This window comes from Vreelandella venusta (assembly GCF_007989605.1).
GTDB lineage: Bacteria > Pseudomonadota > Gammaproteobacteria > Pseudomonadales > Halomonadaceae > Vreelandella > Vreelandella venusta.
In genome coordinates, this window is the sequence record NZ_BJUL01000035.1 from 1 (window position 1) to 16,521 (window position 16,521).

A 16,521-nucleotide genomic window follows, 5' to 3' on the forward strand; every position below is an offset into this window, starting at 1 on the left:
GATTGGTGTTGAAAGTGCTGACACTTTCCTGCGCCCCATCTATGCGGGCAACGCCATTGCCACAGTAAAAAGCGACGACGCACTGAAAGTGATGACCGTGCGTACCACCGCATTTGATGCGGTCGAGAGCACGGGTGGCGCCGCTGTAGAAGCGGTCGACGTAGTGGTCGAAAATGGTCAGTCTAGCTTTGTTAAGCAAGAGCTGGCGCAATCCGACCGCCCTGAGCTGGGGGGTGCCAAAGTAGTGGTATCTGGTGGTCGTGGTATGGGTAACGGCGAAAACTTTAAGCTGCTTGACGGCATTGCTGACAAGCTGGGTGCTGCCATTGGTGCATCACGAGCGGCCGTAGACGCTGGGTTTGTGCCCAATGATATGCAGGTCGGCCAAACCGGTAAGATTGTGGCCCCTGAGCTGTATATTGCCGTGGGCATTTCTGGTGCTATTCAGCACTTGGCAGGCATGAAAGACTCGAAAGTCATTGTGGCGATCAACAAAGACGAAGAAGCGCCAATCTTCCAAGTCGCTGATTATGGTGTGGTGGGCGATCTCTTCGAGGTTCTGCCGGAGCTTGAGCAAAAGCTTTGAGAAATCAAAAGGCCTGGAAGATACTTATCTTCGAGGCCTCTGCCATGTACTTTCGAAATAGGTCAATAGTCCACTTCGTAGGCTTCTTGCCTGTAGGCCTCATAGTTAAAATTGTAGTCCCTGTTCAAGGCCATCTACTACCAACTCTGACTACCTCATTTCCAACTCACGAGCCAAACCGAACATGCCGGAAAGAACTGACTCTTACATCAGGGTTGCTCCTTAAACATACATCCCACCATTAACGTTCAACGCCTGGCCATTGACATAGGCAGCATCATCGGAGATCAGGAAAGCCACCACACTGGCCACCTCCTCCGGCATACCTCCACGCCCTGAGGAACCCGAGCGATCAACTTATCGCGAACCTTTTCGGGGATCTAAGCGATCATCTCGGGCTCGATGAAGCCTTGTGATACTGCATTGATCAGCACTTCCCTACGAGCAAGTTCCTTACTAATATTCTTGGCGAAGCCGATCACTTCGGCCTTGGCCGCTGATTAGTTGGCTTGACCGAAGTTCCCTTCGTTACCCGAACACGAACTTATGCAGACAACGCACCCCGACTGCTGCTCCACCATATAGCGAGCTGCCTCCTGCGTGCAGATGAACATTGAAATTAAATTAACATCGAGCGCTTGCTGCCATTGACCGTCGGTCATTTTGAGGAAAGCGGCATCGCGGGTAATACCGGAGTTGTTCACTAATACATCCAAGCGCCCAAAGTGCTCTATTACTTGCCGAAAAAGGGCTGAGACCTGGGCACGATAAAGCTATTGCTAGGTTCTCGTGGCCCTGCTTAGTAAGCGATTCGGACACTTTCTGAGCAGCCTCACCGTCGATGTCCACTACCACGACTCTCGTGCCCTCGTCGGCCAGTCGCTCAGCTATAGCAGCACCAAGTCCGCGTCCAGAGCCAGTAACTACTGCTACTTTTTCATGCAACCTCAGGAACTTATCTCCAAAAGGAAAGTCACCCAGATGTAAGTTTCCATACAAACAAGAATCCATCCTGTGTAGAAATGCGTAAGGACTTCACCAGATAATACATACACATAAAAAGGCGAATCATAAAGCGCTATGCCACCTAATGACTCGCCATTCAAAAGATCAAAACGAGAAAAGGATTTATCTATACGCCACGTCATTAGAACTTATACATTGCCATCAGCTCTACCTGCTGTCCGCCTGGGCGAAGAGGCATCGTAAGTGCGTTACGATCACGCCACTCGACCCCAATGTCCAAATTAGGCAAATAAGTATAAATTAGATTAACGTTAGTTACCTGAAGCGTATTGTCATCTACAGTTGGCGCTACCTCATCAGCGGTCACCTGCCCATAGCGAATATTGCCACGGAGGCGCTCCGTGAACCGGTGACTAACTCCAGCAGAAAACCCTGTCGTGCTAACCAGGTCACCGGATGAGTCGACCTCACCTCTAGACGCAATGGTGGGTCCCGGAGCTGACGCCCCGTTAAACCCCCACCCGGAGGACACATTATTACCCTCCCCCGTATATCCACTCAGGGCAAAAGAGGTATCACCAAAGTTGAGCTTACCCGCCAGGGAGATCGCAGCGCCAAACTCTGAATCATTGACACCGGTCTCAACCTCCCGACCGGTGACGGCAACATTAAAACTATGCCCGGCCTCGGTTCGGTACGTATAGGATGCCACCATGTCCGGCATGTCGGCATCACTGTAGAGCGGATCCTGGAAACTGAAGCGCAGACCACCAGTCGTATAGTGCAAGACGAGATCCGGCCGAACGACGGCCCCACTACCAGCAATGCTACCGATTCCTGTACCGTAGAAATCCAAAATCTCGACATCAAATGGCGCAGTGGCGAAGAACTGGCCATTCCACGTCTGGCCAAGCGTCAGATTGTCGACCTGGATAAAAGCATGACGCAGACGCATGGCGTAACTGCTGTCAGTCGTATCTGTGGCATTATCCCAGAAATCTCCCTCCACAAAGGCCGTCACATCATGGCCTTGAACCTCACTGTCGATTTCGAAATTAAGTCGTGACTGACGAGCAGATCCATCAAAAGAGTTATCTCCCCCATCAGGATTGTTGAAAATCCCTTCAGCTTTAACATAACCGCTAATGCTAAACGTTGTTCCGTCATCTTCACCAATTTCAAGGGCATAAGCTTGAGAAGACATTGAAGCAACTACTACGGCTAATGCGAGTTTGTTTTTAAGTATCACCATTAATGTTCTCCAGATTGTTTTTATTATGGTGCAAAAAAGCTCAATATATTAATGAGCTATAAGAAAGGGTAGCTCCCCTAAAACTCTGATTGTTTTATCTTTTCACCAAGCCCTCATGCATTGCTTGGAAGCGCCTTGGCTAATACACTTATGAACGCTCACCCCACTTTGACAATCAGCGCTGCGGCCGAGTCACCGGCAGCACAGCCGGTCACCAGGGCATAGCCGCCCCCCTTGAGAGCGGTTTCCTCAATCGCTTCGATTAATAGCCGGGCCAGCGTCGGCCCTTGTGGGTGGCCGAATACCAAAGAGGTGCCGTAGTTGTTGAACTGAGTCGCGTCTAGACCAAGTGCCTTGGCCAGGTGCAGGTCATTAACAATAAACGGACTGTGATTTTTGATTGTGGTGATCTGTTCGATAGTTAGCCCAGCTAGGCCGAGTGCTTTTTGAGCAGCCGAAGCAGGAGCCATTGGCATGTGAGCCGCTTTGGTGCGGGCATAACCATAGGCCAGGATCTGCACCGCCAGCTTGGCATCCGTACTCATTTCTACCGCTCGCTCGCGAGTGGTGACGATAATCCCGGCATTGCCGTCTCCCGGGTGGGTCTGGGAGCCAAACGTATGAATTCCTTCGGGCTGTACGGTACGCAGCTTTGCTAAGCCCTCGGCGCTGGTTGTCATAACCCCTTCGTCTTCCTCAACCAACTTGGTATCTTTACGCGAGATGGGCACTTCAACCGGGAACATATAGCGCTTTTGGAAAGCTCGGTCATTGGCTAGCGCTTCGCCGTACTGCTCATAGCGGCGTAGCGTCAAATTATCAGCCTGCTCGCGAGTGAAACCATACTCGCGCGCGACGTTTTCCGCCGTCGTCAACATATCCTTTCCGGTGGAAGGATCGGCGTTAATATTATCCATGTTCCAGTTTTCGGCGATCACTTCGCCGCCCGGCCCGTTGGGGTTGGGCCAAATAGTATGCGGCGCATTCGAGGTACGATCAGTGAGTAGACAGTAAGTGCTTTGCAGACTGCCCGTCTCCACAGCCGCTGCGGCGTTGAATACTGCCGTGGTCGCGGTGGCACACGCCTGGGTGATATTCTGCCCCGGTATCTGGGGAGCCCCCATCATGGCTGCCGCCCAGGGCGCACCGTAGAAAATGGCTTTCTGGCCTACCGAAGCACCTAGATAAAGGTAGTCAAAGATTGTTGGGTCGACTCCCCTCTCAGCTAGCCAGCGTTTGCTGGTCGCGGCACCCAATTCGATCGAATTGCTGTTGGCCAAACTACCCTGCCACTTGCAAAAAGGGCTGCTGTAATAGCCACCGTAGGGAATAAATGCATTCTTGAACATTGGCGTCTCCTATCGTAACGACCGAGTACCGCTCGCCTCCGAGGTAGGCACATGATTATGTGTGGTTTATCTGCCCAGCAGGTTTTCGCGTAGCCCGCCCCACTGCTCTTTAAACAGCTCGGTGGGCATTTCTTTCAGATCGGGCGAAACCTTCGGGGTAAACTCCATTGCACTGAAAATATCGCGCTGGATATCTATGCCCGGTGCGATTTCGGTCAGCGTAATCTCGCCTTCAATGAGTTCGAAGACACAGCGTTCGGTGATATATAGCACCGGCTTGCCCACTTCTTGGGCATAGCGGCCGCTGAAAGTGATCTGATCAACGCGGTCTACAAACTTCTGGCGGCTACCTTCCTCACGGATAACGACGCGGTCATCAACGATCTCAACCTTACTGCCATTAGTGAAAGTGCCGCAGAAAACAACCTTGCGGGCATTTTGGCTGATATTGATGAACCCACCGGGACCGACGACCTTCTTGCCGAACTTGCTGACGTTGAGATTACCTTCATGGTCGGTCTGAGCTAGTCCCAGAAAACAAACGTCTAAACCACCACCGTCATAGAAATCGAACTGGTAGCCATGATCGATAATCGCTTCCGCGTTATAGGCAGTGGCGAAATCCCCGCCACTAGCAGGCACGCCGCCATAGGTGCCGAGCTCAGTGGTTAAGGTCATCAGGTCACTGACACCTTCCTCAGCTGCCACGCTGGCGACACCCTCGGGCATACCGATGCCTAGATTGACGATGGCACCCGGCACCAACTCAATGGCAGCGCGCCGAGCGATGATCTTGCGCGGGTCAAGTGGCATCGGCCTGATACCCCCTAACGGCATCTTGAGATCGCCCGAAAGCGCCGGGTTGAAAGAGGTTGCCATCGTCTGCGTATGATTTTCTGGCTTAGCCACTACCACGTAATCGACCAAATCGGCCGGAATTTTGACTTTCTGAGGGTGTAAGGTGCCAGCTTGGGCCAGATACTCGACCTGAGCGATAACAATGCCACCGCTATTTTTAGCCGCCTGAGCCATCGACAGCTGTTCAAGAAAGAGTGCTTCCCGCTCAAGGGTTAAATTGCCTCGCTCATCAGCAGTGGTGGCACGAATCACAGCAACATCAACTGGGAAGGTGCGGTACATCAACCACTCCTCACCTTCCAGCTCAATGAGCTTTACAAGATCTTCGGTAGTGACGGCATTAGCCTTGGCGCCCTCAAGCCGAGGATCAATAAAGGTTCCCAGGCCTACTTTCGAAATCACTCCCGGCTTTTTACCGGCAATATGTCGCCATAGGTGGGCCATTACACCCTGCGGGAGCAGATAAGCCTCTATCTTGTTTTCAAGCACTAGCTCTACCATGCGTGGTGCCATACCGGTGTGGCCACTGATCAGCCGCTTGACCAACCCTTCATAGCCTAAGTGGCTCATGCCTTTATTCTTGCCATCACCACAACCACAACTATGCGCCACGGTCAGATTGCGAGGCGCCCCCGTCTCTAAAAACCGGTCTTCGAGTGCGGCTGCCACCTCTTCCGCAAAGCCACTGAGCCCCGCCGTGGTCCACACCAATGTATTGTCATGCTTGATCATGCCCACTGCCGTATGAACATCAACTACCTTGCTCACAACCACCCCCTATTGATTAGCTTCCGGTCAGGAACAGCACGATCTCCGGAAAGAAGATCACCAAGGCAACTACGACAATATCTGCGATTAGAAACGTCGTGACGCCCTTGAAAATATCTACCAAAGAGGCGTACTGACCCGCTACGCCTTTGATAACAAAGATGTTCATACCGACCGGTGGAGTGATCATGCCAATTTCGAGCAGCTTGACCAGCAGCACACCAAACCAAATGAGACTCACATCGAAGAGCTCGAAAACAGGCAATAGCACTGGCAAGGTCACCAGCATGGCACCGAAGGGTTCCATAAATAATCCGAGGAACAGATAGATCAGCACCACGACCAGCATCAGTTGAAGATACGATGGCTCCCAACCGGTAACAGCGCCGGTGATATATCCCGCTAGACCACTCAGGCTAAGAAATAGGGTGAACATGCTTGCCCCTACCCCAATGATCAAAAGTGCCGACGTGGTCGAGAGCGTCTCAAGTAGAGCGATCTTCATTACCTTCCTATCCAACCGACGTAGAATCAGCCCAATGAGTATCGCGCCAGCTGCTCCCACAGCCCCGGCTTCTGTCGCCGTAAAGAAGCCCGAAAAAAGTCCACCAAACACGAGCAGCCCCAACGCCATAACAGGCCAAATCTCAATCAGTGCCTGCTTTGCACTGATATTTCGTGCATCTGTGGCTTTACGCGGCACGATATCAGGACATAACCAACTGACCATGAGAATCACAATGCTGTAACTAACGGCTGTAAGCAGCCCAATGGAGATCCCCCCCAGGAACACCTGAGTGATAGATACCTGGGCAAAGACCCCATACACGATCATCAGAATGCTCGGCGGAATTAACGCACCGATCGTGCCACCAGCAGCAATCGTTCCACAGGCGAAGCTCGGTTTGTAGCCGCCTTTGACCATTTCAGGAATAGCGATGCGGCCCATAGCAGCAGCACATGCCACGCTTGACCCACTGACGGCTGCAAAGCCGGAACTGGCAAAGATGCTTGAGATAGCCACCCCACCAGGTAACCAGCGGAAAACCACTTTAGCTGCATTGAATAGGCCACTGGTAAGCCCCGTGTGGAAGCATACGAACCCCATCAAAAGAAACATTGGCACCGCACTAAGCGTCCACTTAGCGATGAATTCATACGGCGTAGAAGACAGCATGCCGATAGCCGTGTTCCAACCAAACATCACTGTGATACCCACCAACGACACAATAATCATCGACAACGCAACTGGGACGCGTAACGCCAATAAGACAAGCAGTGCCGCGATCCCGTAGAAGCCAAGCTCAACAGACATGGAATTACCCTTCTTGCGAATCGACGGAGTAAGACGTCCCGCTAGCTAGCAACGGAATACGCATAAGGCAAACCAAAGCAGCAAGGCAGAACGATAGCGGTAATACAAAATAGGTAGGCCAAACAGGCATCGGGAAATTCAACGACATAACATAGGAACCGATCTGGAATTGCTCCATAGCTTTCCCCCAGGTGGCGACCATCAATACGAGATAGACGCCTGCTGACAGCAGTGATACCAGTACGTCCGATATGCGGATCAGCATTGGGTGCATTAGGCTTTCTAAAGCTTCGACAGTGATCATCTGCTTACGCCATTCGACCCAGGCAAGGGGAAGTGAAGCCAGAGTAATTAAGTAATAACGCGTAACCATCTCGAGTGTTGCGGGCATCGACATTGATATCGTGGAGCGAAGAATAATATCCAGGGCGACATGAATCATCATTAACATAATTGCAACAGAGCCCAGCAGCCCAAGCCCCATGGAAGCTCGATTCACCAGTCGATATATCCAGGCCATGAAATAGCCTCCTATGCTTAAAGAAGAGCCCCAAGGCCATTCAAAGTAGCCTTGGGGAAAGGGCAAGTTCAGTTGCCATAGGTAGTGAAATCCACCTTCTCCCAAACTTCTCGATTGATAGCATCAGCAATTGCTTCAGGATCTTCACCTAGCTCTTCGACGGTGGCATTCCATTTTTCAACCAGTTTTTGGAAACGCTCTAGCTTGGAGGCTGCATCGCTGACACCGTAGCGGCTCTCAGCCTGCTCGGCGGCATAGACGAGATCTTCTTCAGCAAAGCGTTGCGTTTTTTCAAGCAATTCATCGCTAGCTTCAAGAATTTCAATACCATTTTCTCGGGCAACCTGATCAGCTTCAGCAGGCATTTCATAAGCCCAACGTTTAGTGGCAAGTGCACTCGCTCGGGTGGAGGCCCGCGCGACGGCTTTACGGTCCTCGGGAGACAGTGAGTTCCATACGGTCTGACCAACAGCGTGAGACGAGGTACTATGGAAGGTGCCGAGCCCGATGTATGTTAGATAGTCGATAGCATCTTCAAGACGGAAAGAGATGATATCGGCTGAAGAACCAATAGAGCCTTCAATCACGCCCTGAGATAGCGCCTCGAAGGTCTCTCCGACAGGGGTGCTGACAGGCGTCCCTCCCATATACTCAAGCCAGCGAGACCACTGAGGCCCACCCACACGCATGCGCATGCCACTTAAATCCTCTACAGTGGTCACTGGCTTATTCGTCATCAGATGGTAAACATCTGTTGTATGGGTACTGGTATAAACAATACCCAGCTCAGAAAACTCCTCCTGACAGTCACCACACGTAGCAATGTATTCGGTAACCGCCCCATTCATGGCCAAGGGGTTGGTGCCAACCAAGCCTTGGTCACCCACTAGGTTGAAGTTGGGTAGGTCTGCAGGAAAGTAGGCAGGTAGCAATAAGCCGGCCTCCACCAGACCGCTACGTATCGCCGTACGCATATTGCCCAAGGAGGCAATTTCGGTACCCATGATCTGACCACCAAGACGACCATCGGACTCTTCCGCTAGAGTACTTAAAAACTCTGTATAGAGAGGCGTATGGGCAGGGTGAGCGGGAGGAACACCGGGTGCCAAGCGTAGATCACGAGCCTGCGCAGTTTGTGCCAACATGCTTCCTGCTACAGCCATTACCGCCATGCTCTTTACTAATGTTTTCATTTTCATAATGAGACTCACCTAATTAATCTTGTTGTTGTGTGTGGTTTCATCATCAGCCTATGCTTTGCGAAGGAGGTCTATGTATTAATGGCAGCGCCATATCAGTCGATTACAGTGACCTCAGGGCAAGCTCGTAGCGCCCAAACGCATAGCTAGGATGTGGCTATGTATGCTTTTATTGCCAGAACTTGCCGATGCACCAAAAGGCCCTGCAATATTTAAACATGACTTTTATTGCATACGAGACCATCAGCCACATCCTGAAAATGCACTATAATTCCACACGCATGTATTGAAAAATCCGACTTTAGTCTTGCTATAGATTAAAAAAACACCTGACTTTATGATAAAAATCGCAACTTATTGATTTTAAAAATATTACCAAAAAACCATGCAATAACATTTTCTGCATTATTGTTCAGAATGAGGTGCGCACTATAATGCTAACCATATAGCTCGTTTGACGAACAGAGACTGATATATACCCAGGCTCCCCATCATTCTGCCCAATGAAATGAGTGCTTAAATGAAGTCAGGAAATGGCAAAAAAATATTTGAAAACAGCGATATAAACCCTAATTTTGCGGAATCCATTGGTGAGCGTGTCCGCGCCTATCGCGCTCGTCGAGGCATTACACGGAAGCATCTTTCTGACCAGTCAGATATTTCAGAACGATACTTAGCTAAAATCGAAACTGGCAAAGCCAATATTTCGCTTGATCTTCTCATGCGGCTTGCTCAAGCAATGGTTATCCCAGTACATGATCTACTGCCAAACATCGAACGATCTGCGCTTCCAGCACCCTTGAATGAGTATTTGCAGCGTCTTTCACCATCTCAACTAGAAGAGGCACACCGACTGCTAGTTCAGCACTTTCAGCCCGCTCGCGAGTGTCATTTTGGTATCGCGCTAATTGGAATACGTTTTGGTGGAAAAACAACGCTTGGTGAATTATTGGCGACGGAGTTTGACCTTCCCTTTATTCGACTCAGCCAAGTCATTGAAGCCCTGGGAGGCATGAAGGTCGGAGAAGTCTTAGAGCTGGGTGGCCAACGTACCTATCGACGATTAGAGCGCGAAGCTCTGGAGTGGGTTATTCAAGAACACCCATTTTCAGTGCTTGAAGTTGGTGGCGGCTTAGTGACAGAAGCTGAAACATTCCAGCGATTACTTAACAACTTCTACACGGTGTGGCTTAAAGCTGCTCCAGAGGAGCTTATGCGCCGCCTAATGGCAGCAGGAGATGTGCGCCCTCTTGAGGGAAACAATTATGATCGTGCTTTAGAAGATCTTACTCGAATTCTAACCGAGCGTGATGCCGACTATCGTCAAGCGGACTATCTAATTGAAACGACGGATCGCACAGTAAGCCACTGTTTCCATGAACTACTTGATATCAGTCAACCCTTAATCAATAAACGGAACGCCATAGGCGTTGAAAGCAATTAATTATTGGGGATAAATGGGCAACTCCATTGTTACCCTCTGCTAGAAAATAGCTAAGTAACTATTCAGTAGGTCTCAGGCGAGGCTCGCCAGCCTGCTGATTCTGAAATAGGTACACCATTTGGTAACCCTCTCATCAAGCCCCTTTTCCGTCCGCCATATCTATGTTGACGATGTCCTGGAGCGGGCTGTCGGTGAGCGCAAGCCCGGTGGCCAGACAGGACATGAAAGCACGATATTGGCGTCCGCCGATGATCCCGACGAGGTCGCCTATCGCGCCAGGAGCGTGAGCTGAGTAGTTATTGATAACCTTAAATAAAGCAGATCAACCTGTGTATATTGGCCCACTCATTTATAGGTTAAGTATTAAACAGCGTTCAAGCGGCCTCAGTCATGAAGCGCGTGAAAAACTCGGTAAGTTCATCAAAGCCATCGAGCGGGAGCACAAGCGAGACGTACTGATCCGGCCGTACCACCACCAGCGCACCAGCACCGCGATCGATGCCCCTTAGATCGAAGATGTCCTGGTCGGTAGCCAGCACAGGCGCATGGGTTTTCTGATAGTCCTGAAGACCGAGAACCCCCTTGTACGGCTTGAGGACAGGATGCATATCGGACCAATCCACCTCAAGATGCGACTGCTGAATGATACCGTGGACGTCGAAGATCGCATCCGGGTCAGCCCCTTGCGGAGTAAAGCGGCGGATAGGCGACGCCTCGCTATCCAGGAAATCCATCAGCGCGTTGAACCGCGACCCCGGGCTTCTCGGGTCGACCATGTCGGCGAAGGCGTAGAGCCGCCAGCGGCCGTCGGCGCGATGGACATGCCCGAGATGGGTCTGTCTAGCATCGCCGAGCCGGATCACCTCGGCCGAATGGAAACGCCGCCCTGGTGGGAAGCCGGTGGCCAAGTGCAGGTGAGTATCGTCACCGGTGAGCAGGTCCGGTGCGTAGTGGGTGGCAAACCCGGCGGTGAACTCACTGTTCGTGACGAACTGGCGCTGTACCTCAGCCAGGCCTTTTGTGGCAGCCTGCGGGTCGTCTGAGTCCTGAGCAGCGCCGATCGCACGCGACCAGCGGGTATCCATCTCGATCAGGTTTTCGGCAATGACGTGACGCTCGGCGTTGTAGGTGTGCAGCAAGCTAGCCGGACTGCGCCCCTGCAGCACTGAGATCAGTTTCCAGCCCAGGTTGAAGGTGTCCTGCATCGACACGTTCATACCCTGGCCGGCCTTGGCTGTGTGGGTGTGGCAGGCATCACCGGCGATAAAAACCCTAGGCGTACGGCTCTCCATCTGGTCGTCATCGACATCGTCGAACTTGTCAGTGACCCGATGGCCGACACGATAGACGGAGAACCAGGCGGTCTCCTTCACCTCGAAGGTATAGGGCGCCAGGACCGCCTGGGCCTTGGCCAGCACATCGTCCTTGGTCAACCAGGCATCCGGGGCGATGTTACCCATGTCGACATAGAGCCGGACCATGTAGCCGCCTTCACGCGGGATCAACAAGATGTTGCCCGCGTCTGCAGATTGGATAGCGCACTTGAAGCGGATATCCGGAAAGTCGGTCACCGCCAACACGTCCATCACCCCCCACGCCTTGTCTTCGCCGTGGCCTTGCGGAACCCGGCCGATGGAGTCGCGGACGACGCTATGGGCGCCATCGCAGCCGACAACATGCTTCGCCCGGACGGTGACCTCACCGTCCGGCGTGTTGAGGGTCACAATGACTCGCTCATCGGCGGCCTCGGGCACTTCTACCTTGACCGTCTCATGACTATAGTCGACCCCCAGGCGGCTGGGCGAGTTGTGCATGTATTCCAGCAGGAAGTCGAGCAGTCGAGCCTGGTTAACAATCACGTGCGGAAACTCGGAAATTCCGTCGCGAACGTCCTGCACACGGCCAAGGCGAGTGATCCGAGCCTTGTCACCGGCTTCCGGTCCCCAGAAGTGGGTCTCGTTGATCCAGTAGGCCTCGCTGGTCAACCGCTCGGCTAGGCCGAAGGCCTCGAACATCTCGACCGTACGGCAGGCGATACCATCGGCACGCCCCACCTCTAGCGGCCCCTCAGTCTTCTCCACGACGCGGGTGACAATATCGGGGAATGTCGAAAGCTGAGCGGCCAGCAGCAGCCCCGCCGGACCAGTACCGATGATCAGGACATCGACCTCCTCCGGAAGCGGCCCCTGTTCGGCGCTGCGACCTTCTGCCAGGGGGTGAATTCGCGGATCGCCACTGCGGTAACCGTCGAGGAAGTACTGCATCTGCTCGCTCCATCCCGTGTGTTACGGGTTTTCGTTGTTAAAAGTCCATCAAGGGCTGGGGCATGTCTGGTTTAGCAATCAGCCACAAACATATTGATCAGTATTGTGATCAATATGTTTGTGGGCAATTAGACTTTCCTCCAAGACCTGTCGTTCTGTGGCGCAGACGCTGGTGTCCAGTGTCTTTGTTTTGGTATCGACTTTCGGATAATTGATCATTATTGTGATCATCACAATAATGACGCACATCAAAAATCAATCATCCTCATGCCTCGATCTTCTCGACTTTGGTCAATACATGGACAGGCAAGTGCCCCCAGCGTCAAATGACAAGAGAGTCAACAATGACAATCGCCTCACACGTTTCGTGCCGCCATACCCTGAGCATAACGCTGCTTTCAGCTACTTTGCTCGTTGTTAGCACACCGCTCATGGCCAAGGAACTTCGCTTAGGTTTGATCACTCCTCCACAGCACATCTGGACGCAAACCGCTGAGCGATTTGCCGACGAGGTTGCCGAGCGCAGCGACGATGAATTGACCATAGCGTTATTTCCTTCAGGCCAAATGGGCGATGAGTCTGCGATGTTTTCGCAAATGGAAACAGGCTTACTCGACATGGGTATTATGACAGCTGCGTTAACTAGCCAACGCGAACCATCGGTAGTCGGTTGGTTTACGCCGTTTCTATTTAATAGCGTGGCCCAAGCGGCCGAAGTGGCCGATACCTACGCAGCCCAGCAGATGCTTAGGAATTTAGAAGACAAAGGACTTCACGCTTTTGGCTACACATTTGCGGGCATGCGTCACATTTTGATGCGTGACGAGCAGATAGAAAGTGCAGCGGACGTTGCTGGAAAAAATATGCGCATTATCCCCTTTTCGGCGATGAACGCTTGGTGGCGAGCGGTCGACGCTCGACCAATGCCGATCAGTTTGCCGGATGTTTATCAAGGTCTACAGAACGGTATGCTAGATGGAGTGGATATCGATCTCGATGCTTTAGTGGGGTCTGGCTTTTACGAAGTGGCCGAACACCTCACGCTGACCAATCACATGGCCTTCCCTGCCGTGTCGGTAATGAGCCAGGCCACGCGCGGCTCGCTCTCTGATGAACAGCGCCAACTGATAGACGCCGCCATGGAGGATGCGCTGGCTTGGGGGATCGAGGCACAAATAGAGGCGGAAGAGCGTAATCTCATCATGCTCGAAGACCGCATTAATGTGTATACGCTAGAAAACGCTGAAGACACTTTCAGCAAGGCGAGCCAAGCTTTCGCTGAGCGCTTTGGCGGCCATCCGCTTATCCAAGCATTCCAGCAACAGTCCACCGAACTCCTTAACGCTGAATAAAACGCGTCGGGGCGCTTCTGCGCCCCGAACCAAAGAGGCGTACCCAAGATGCATTTTCCCCAAGGCACCTGGCTAACCAAGGCGAGCCGACAGCTAGCCAGGGTTGAACAGCTGCTCTGCAACGTACTGATAATAGCTTTTAGCGCGTTGCTTATTACTAATGTTTTCGCACGATACGTACTCAACAGCCCACTTTTTTTTGCCAATGAGCTAGCCGTCTATATTCTGATTTGGACGGCGTTTCTCGCCATCTCTATCGCCATGCATAATGACCAGCACGTTCGTTTGACCATGCTGATTGCGATACTGCCTAAAGCGGCTCAGCGTGTTTGCTATTGGCTTACCGAGCTGATCTGCCTGGCGATAATGGTTACTGTCCTGTGGTACGCCATCGCTTGGTTGCGGTCACCTTCGATCCACTACGATATCGCTATTACGCTCGATTGGCCCAAGTGGCACTTCTATCTCATCGTGCCGCTTTTCTGCGTCACATCGATTTTTCACCTCGTCGCTAGGCTTTTTGATCGCTCGCGAGCGAGTTTCGTCCTAGCCAACGACGAGGAGTAACACTATGACGCTTGCGGCTTTTATTGTGTTAATGCTACTTGGAATGCCAATTGCCTTTGTCCTCTTGGCTTCAACACTTACTTTCGTGATCACTTCTGGTAACTACCGTCTATTTGAAAACCTACCCCAAGTTATTTTTGGCTCGCTAGAGGTATTTGATCTGCTGGCGATTCCGCTGTTTATTCTTTTAGGCGAAATCATGAATGAGGGTGGTATTACACGTCGCATTATCACCGCCACACGTGCCTGGTTTGCGTGGATTCCTCACAGCATTGCCTACGTATCCCTCACCTCGAACTTGATGCTCGCCTCTATTATGGGTTCAGCGACGGCACAAATTGCTATTATGAGTCGGGTAATGACTCCTGAATTGGAGCGTGATGGTTACGACAAGGGGTTCGCCGCTGCGTTGACGGCAGGTGCTGGCCTGCTGGGGCCGATTATTCCACCGTCAATGGTGTTTATTATCTATGGTGTCATTGCTCAAGTGTCGATTGGTGCCATGTTCATGGGGGGCATTCTTCCTGGGCTACTGCTGTTTATACTGATCAGCGGCTTAATCGCGATCATGGCGCGCAGTGCGCGTAAGAAAGGAAGCGTTGATCAGGAACGAACACCTCTATGGCGAGCGACTCGTGGCGCACTGCTCACACTTAGCATTCCCATCGTTATTGTGGGCGGTATCGCGTTTGGCATAGTGACGCCGACTGAGTCTGCGGCGGCTGCGACGCTAATGGCGGTGGTGATAGGCACCCTCTTCTTTCGAGAGCTTAGGTGGGAACAAGTACCTGGTGTTTTAAGCCGAACAGCACGCAACACCGCCATTGTGCTATTTCTGATTGTCGCTGCAAAATCCTTTGGCTGGGTATTAGTTTATAACCAAATACCTCAGCAGGTAGCTGGGCTAATGCAAGGCACCACCGAAAGCCCGCTGGTATTTATGCTTCTGGTGTTTGTGATGCTGATGGTAGTAGGCATGGTGCTTGATGGGATCGCCGCGTTGATCATTCTAGTGCCAATTTTACTCCCAGTTGCGCAGCAAAGTTATGGCATCGATCCTGTCCACTTTGGCATCGTCACCTGTATGACACTGAGCTTGGGGCTGTTAACACCCCCGGTTGGTGCAGGGCTCTATGTGGCCTCGGCCATTAGTAACGTCAGTTTGCCCCGTATCACGAAATGGATACTTCCTTTCATTGTAGCGGCCTGCCTCGTTATTATGGCGGTCATCTTTAACCCCTGGCTCGTTAACGTTTTCGTTTAAGTATAGGCATTATCTCCTGCTTACTCTTTATTGAAGAGAGGCACTGGCCAGTATCATGGCGGCCAATGCCTCTCATCCAGTGCCTATTACAGAAACTTCTGCTATGGTCACAACGTATTTTTACCCTTTATAAGACTCCACATGACCCGATCACCGCTATCTGAAGCTTTTGACTTACCTGGCAATCTTTTAAGACGCTGCCACCAAATTAGCGTGGCTATTTTTTTGCGCAAGTGCGAAGCGTTCAACCTTACCCAACTGCAATATATAATTCTTTCTGCACTTGAAGAGATGGGAGCCAGTGACCAAATCACCTTAGGTGGCTATACGGCGTTGGATCGCAATACCATCGCGGTCGTGGTTCGAAAATTAGAGGAGCGCGGACTAATTACCCGGCACCGCAACCCTGAAGATCGTCGTTCGATGGTGGTGAAGCTCACCAAGGAAGGAGAGGCGTTACGAGAAGCCGTAGAACCTGCCGTTGAAGAAGTTCAAAGTGATATCCTGGCGCCGCTTAACGCCGAGGAGCAACAGGTATTACTATCTCTGCTGCAAAAGATCGCTAACGATAATAACCATTTAAGCCGTGTGCCAGTGCGCTTAAGCGAAAGATAGTATTGTTATCTGTAGAGGAACCTACGCCGCCCAGGCTGTCCACTTTATTTATGCGGCTTGGCACTTGGTTATTCAGAAGCTCCTAAGAATGCCTTTATTACAGAGCGTGAAAGCGCTGAGAGTTTCACTACTTTTTATGGTGTTTAAGCACCAAAAAGCCCAAGCGGATGCTTGGGCTAAGGAGGACGTTAGGCAGGGCTAA

Annotated in this window: 13 protein-coding genes and 3 pseudogenes; 6 read left to right on the forward strand and 10 right to left on the reverse strand. The window is 51.7% G+C overall.

From position 1 onward, the window contains the following. The coding region (locus tag HVE01_RS19115) for an electron transfer flavoprotein subunit alpha/FixB family protein (RefSeq protein WP_213014765.1) at positions 1 to 586 on the forward strand (586 nt) is incomplete at its 5' end. A 222-nt stretch (positions 587 to 808) separates the two neighbouring features. Here HVE01_RS19115 and HVE01_RS19120 read toward each other — a convergent pair. The 9 genes and pseudogenes from HVE01_RS19120 to HVE01_RS19160 form a co-directional block, all read right to left on the reverse strand. Beyond that, a pseudogene (locus HVE01_RS19120) lies at positions 809 to 913 on the reverse strand (SDR family oxidoreductase); the annotation flags it as partial. 173 nt (positions 914 to 1,086) lie between these two features. After that, positions 1,087 to 1,341 (reverse strand): annotated as a pseudogene (locus tag HVE01_RS19125) (SDR family NAD(P)-dependent oxidoreductase); the annotation flags it as partial. 31 nt (positions 1,342 to 1,372) lie between these two features. Continuing rightward, a pseudogene (locus HVE01_RS20185) lies at positions 1,373 to 1,597 on the reverse strand (SDR family NAD(P)-dependent oxidoreductase); the annotation flags it as partial. Between the two features lie 136 nt (positions 1,598 to 1,733). After that, complete coding sequence (locus tag HVE01_RS19135) at positions 1,734 to 2,756, reverse strand: hypothetical protein (protein ID WP_244973764.1); 1,023 nt, start codon at positions 2,754 to 2,756, stop codon at positions 1,734 to 1,736. A gap of 206 nt (positions 2,757 to 2,962) precedes the next feature. Continuing rightward, positions 2,963 to 4,153, reverse strand: a complete 1,191-nt coding sequence (locus tag HVE01_RS19140; RefSeq protein ID WP_146945399.1) for a thiolase family protein — start codon at positions 4,151 to 4,153, stop codon at positions 2,963 to 2,965. A 66-nt stretch (positions 4,154 to 4,219) separates the two neighbouring features. Next, entirely contained in the window at positions 4,220 to 5,779 is a 1,560-nt protein-coding gene (locus tag HVE01_RS19145) for an acyl CoA:acetate/3-ketoacid CoA transferase (protein WP_146945400.1), read from the reverse strand. Between the two features lie 16 nt (positions 5,780 to 5,795). Continuing rightward, complete coding sequence (locus HVE01_RS19150; RefSeq protein WP_146945401.1) at positions 5,796 to 7,094, reverse strand: TRAP transporter large permease; 1,299 nt, start codon at positions 7,092 to 7,094, stop codon at positions 5,796 to 5,798. A gap of 4 nt (positions 7,095 to 7,098) precedes the next feature. Continuing rightward, positions 7,099 to 7,614 (reverse strand): TRAP transporter small permease, encoded by a 516-nt coding sequence (locus HVE01_RS19155; protein ID WP_146945402.1) that lies wholly within the window; start codon positions 7,612 to 7,614, stop codon positions 7,099 to 7,101. Positions 7,615 to 7,682: 68 nt separating this feature from the next. Next, positions 7,683 to 8,813 carry a C4-dicarboxylate TRAP transporter substrate-binding protein gene (locus tag HVE01_RS19160; RefSeq protein WP_146945403.1) on the reverse strand — a complete coding sequence of 377 codons (1,131 nt, stop codon included), beginning with the start codon at positions 8,811 to 8,813 and terminating at the stop codon, positions 7,683 to 7,685. Between the two features lie 520 nt (positions 8,814 to 9,333). On the opposite strand from HVE01_RS19160, the gene HVE01_RS19165 reads away from it, so the two are divergent. Next, positions 9,334 to 10,257 (forward strand): helix-turn-helix transcriptional regulator, encoded by a 924-nt coding sequence (locus tag HVE01_RS19165; protein WP_146945404.1) that lies wholly within the window; start codon positions 9,334 to 9,336, stop codon positions 10,255 to 10,257. 374 nt (positions 10,258 to 10,631) lie between these two features. Here HVE01_RS19165 and HVE01_RS19170 read toward each other — a convergent pair whose 3' ends face one another. Further along, positions 10,632 to 12,521, reverse strand: coding sequence for an FAD-dependent monooxygenase (locus HVE01_RS19170; protein ID WP_146945405.1), 1,890 nt, complete (start codon positions 12,519 to 12,521; stop codon positions 10,632 to 10,634). 344 nt (positions 12,522 to 12,865) lie between these two features. Here HVE01_RS19170 and HVE01_RS19175 point away from each other — a divergent pair, with 344 nt between their 5' ends. From HVE01_RS19175 to HVE01_RS19190, 4 genes are all read left to right on the forward strand, one after another. Then, complete coding sequence (locus tag HVE01_RS19175; RefSeq protein WP_244973765.1) at positions 12,866 to 13,873, forward strand: TRAP transporter substrate-binding protein; 1,008 nt, start codon at positions 12,866 to 12,868, stop codon at positions 13,871 to 13,873. Between the two features lie 48 nt (positions 13,874 to 13,921). Beyond that, entirely contained in the window at positions 13,922 to 14,440 is a 519-nt protein-coding gene (locus HVE01_RS19180) for a TRAP transporter small permease (protein ID WP_146945406.1), read from the forward strand. Between the two features lie 4 nt (positions 14,441 to 14,444). After that, positions 14,445 to 15,704, forward strand: coding sequence for a TRAP transporter large permease (locus HVE01_RS19185; protein WP_146945407.1), 1,260 nt, complete (start codon positions 14,445 to 14,447; stop codon positions 15,702 to 15,704). Between the two features lie 141 nt (positions 15,705 to 15,845). Further along, complete coding sequence (locus HVE01_RS19190) at positions 15,846 to 16,319, forward strand: MarR family winged helix-turn-helix transcriptional regulator (RefSeq protein WP_146945408.1); 474 nt, start codon at positions 15,846 to 15,848, stop codon at positions 16,317 to 16,319. The last annotated feature ends 202 nt before the right edge of the window (positions 16,320 to 16,521 follow it).

Excerpts from the sequence above, each read along its gene's own strand:
- HVE01_RS19165 (WP_146945404.1), top strand. The coding sequence starts at position 9,334 with ATGAAGTCAGGAAATGGCAAAAAAATATTTGAAAACAGCGATATAAAC.
- HVE01_RS19180 (WP_146945406.1), top strand. The coding sequence starts at position 13,922 with ATGCATTTTCCCCAAGGCACCTGGCTAACCAAGGCGAGCCGACAGCTA.
- HVE01_RS19140 (WP_146945399.1), bottom strand. The coding sequence starts at position 4,153 with ATGTTCAAGAATGCATTTATTCCCTACGGTGGCTATTACAGCAGCCCT.
- HVE01_RS19155 (WP_146945402.1), bottom strand. The coding sequence starts at position 7,614 with ATGGCCTGGATATATCGACTGGTGAATCGAGCTTCCATGGGGCTTGGG.
- HVE01_RS19170 (WP_146945405.1), bottom strand. The coding sequence starts at position 12,521 with ATGCAGTACTTCCTCGACGGTTACCGCAGTGGCGATCCGCGAATTCAC.
- HVE01_RS19175 (WP_244973765.1), top strand. The coding sequence starts at position 12,866 with ATGACAATCGCCTCACACGTTTCGTGCCGCCATACCCTGAGCATAACG.
- HVE01_RS19185 (WP_146945407.1), top strand. The coding sequence starts at position 14,445 with ATGACGCTTGCGGCTTTTATTGTGTTAATGCTACTTGGAATGCCAATT.
- HVE01_RS19160 (WP_146945403.1), bottom strand. The coding sequence starts at position 8,813 with ATGAAAATGAAAACATTAGTAAAGAGCATGGCGGTAATGGCTGTAGCA.
- HVE01_RS19190 (WP_146945408.1), top strand. The coding sequence starts at position 15,846 with ATGACCCGATCACCGCTATCTGAAGCTTTTGACTTACCTGGCAATCTT.
- HVE01_RS19150 (WP_146945401.1), bottom strand. The coding sequence starts at position 7,094 with ATGTCTGTTGAGCTTGGCTTCTACGGGATCGCGGCACTGCTTGTCTTA.
- HVE01_RS19135 (WP_244973764.1), bottom strand. The coding sequence starts at position 2,756 with ATGTCTTCTCAAGCTTATGCCCTTGAAATTGGTGAAGATGACGGAACA.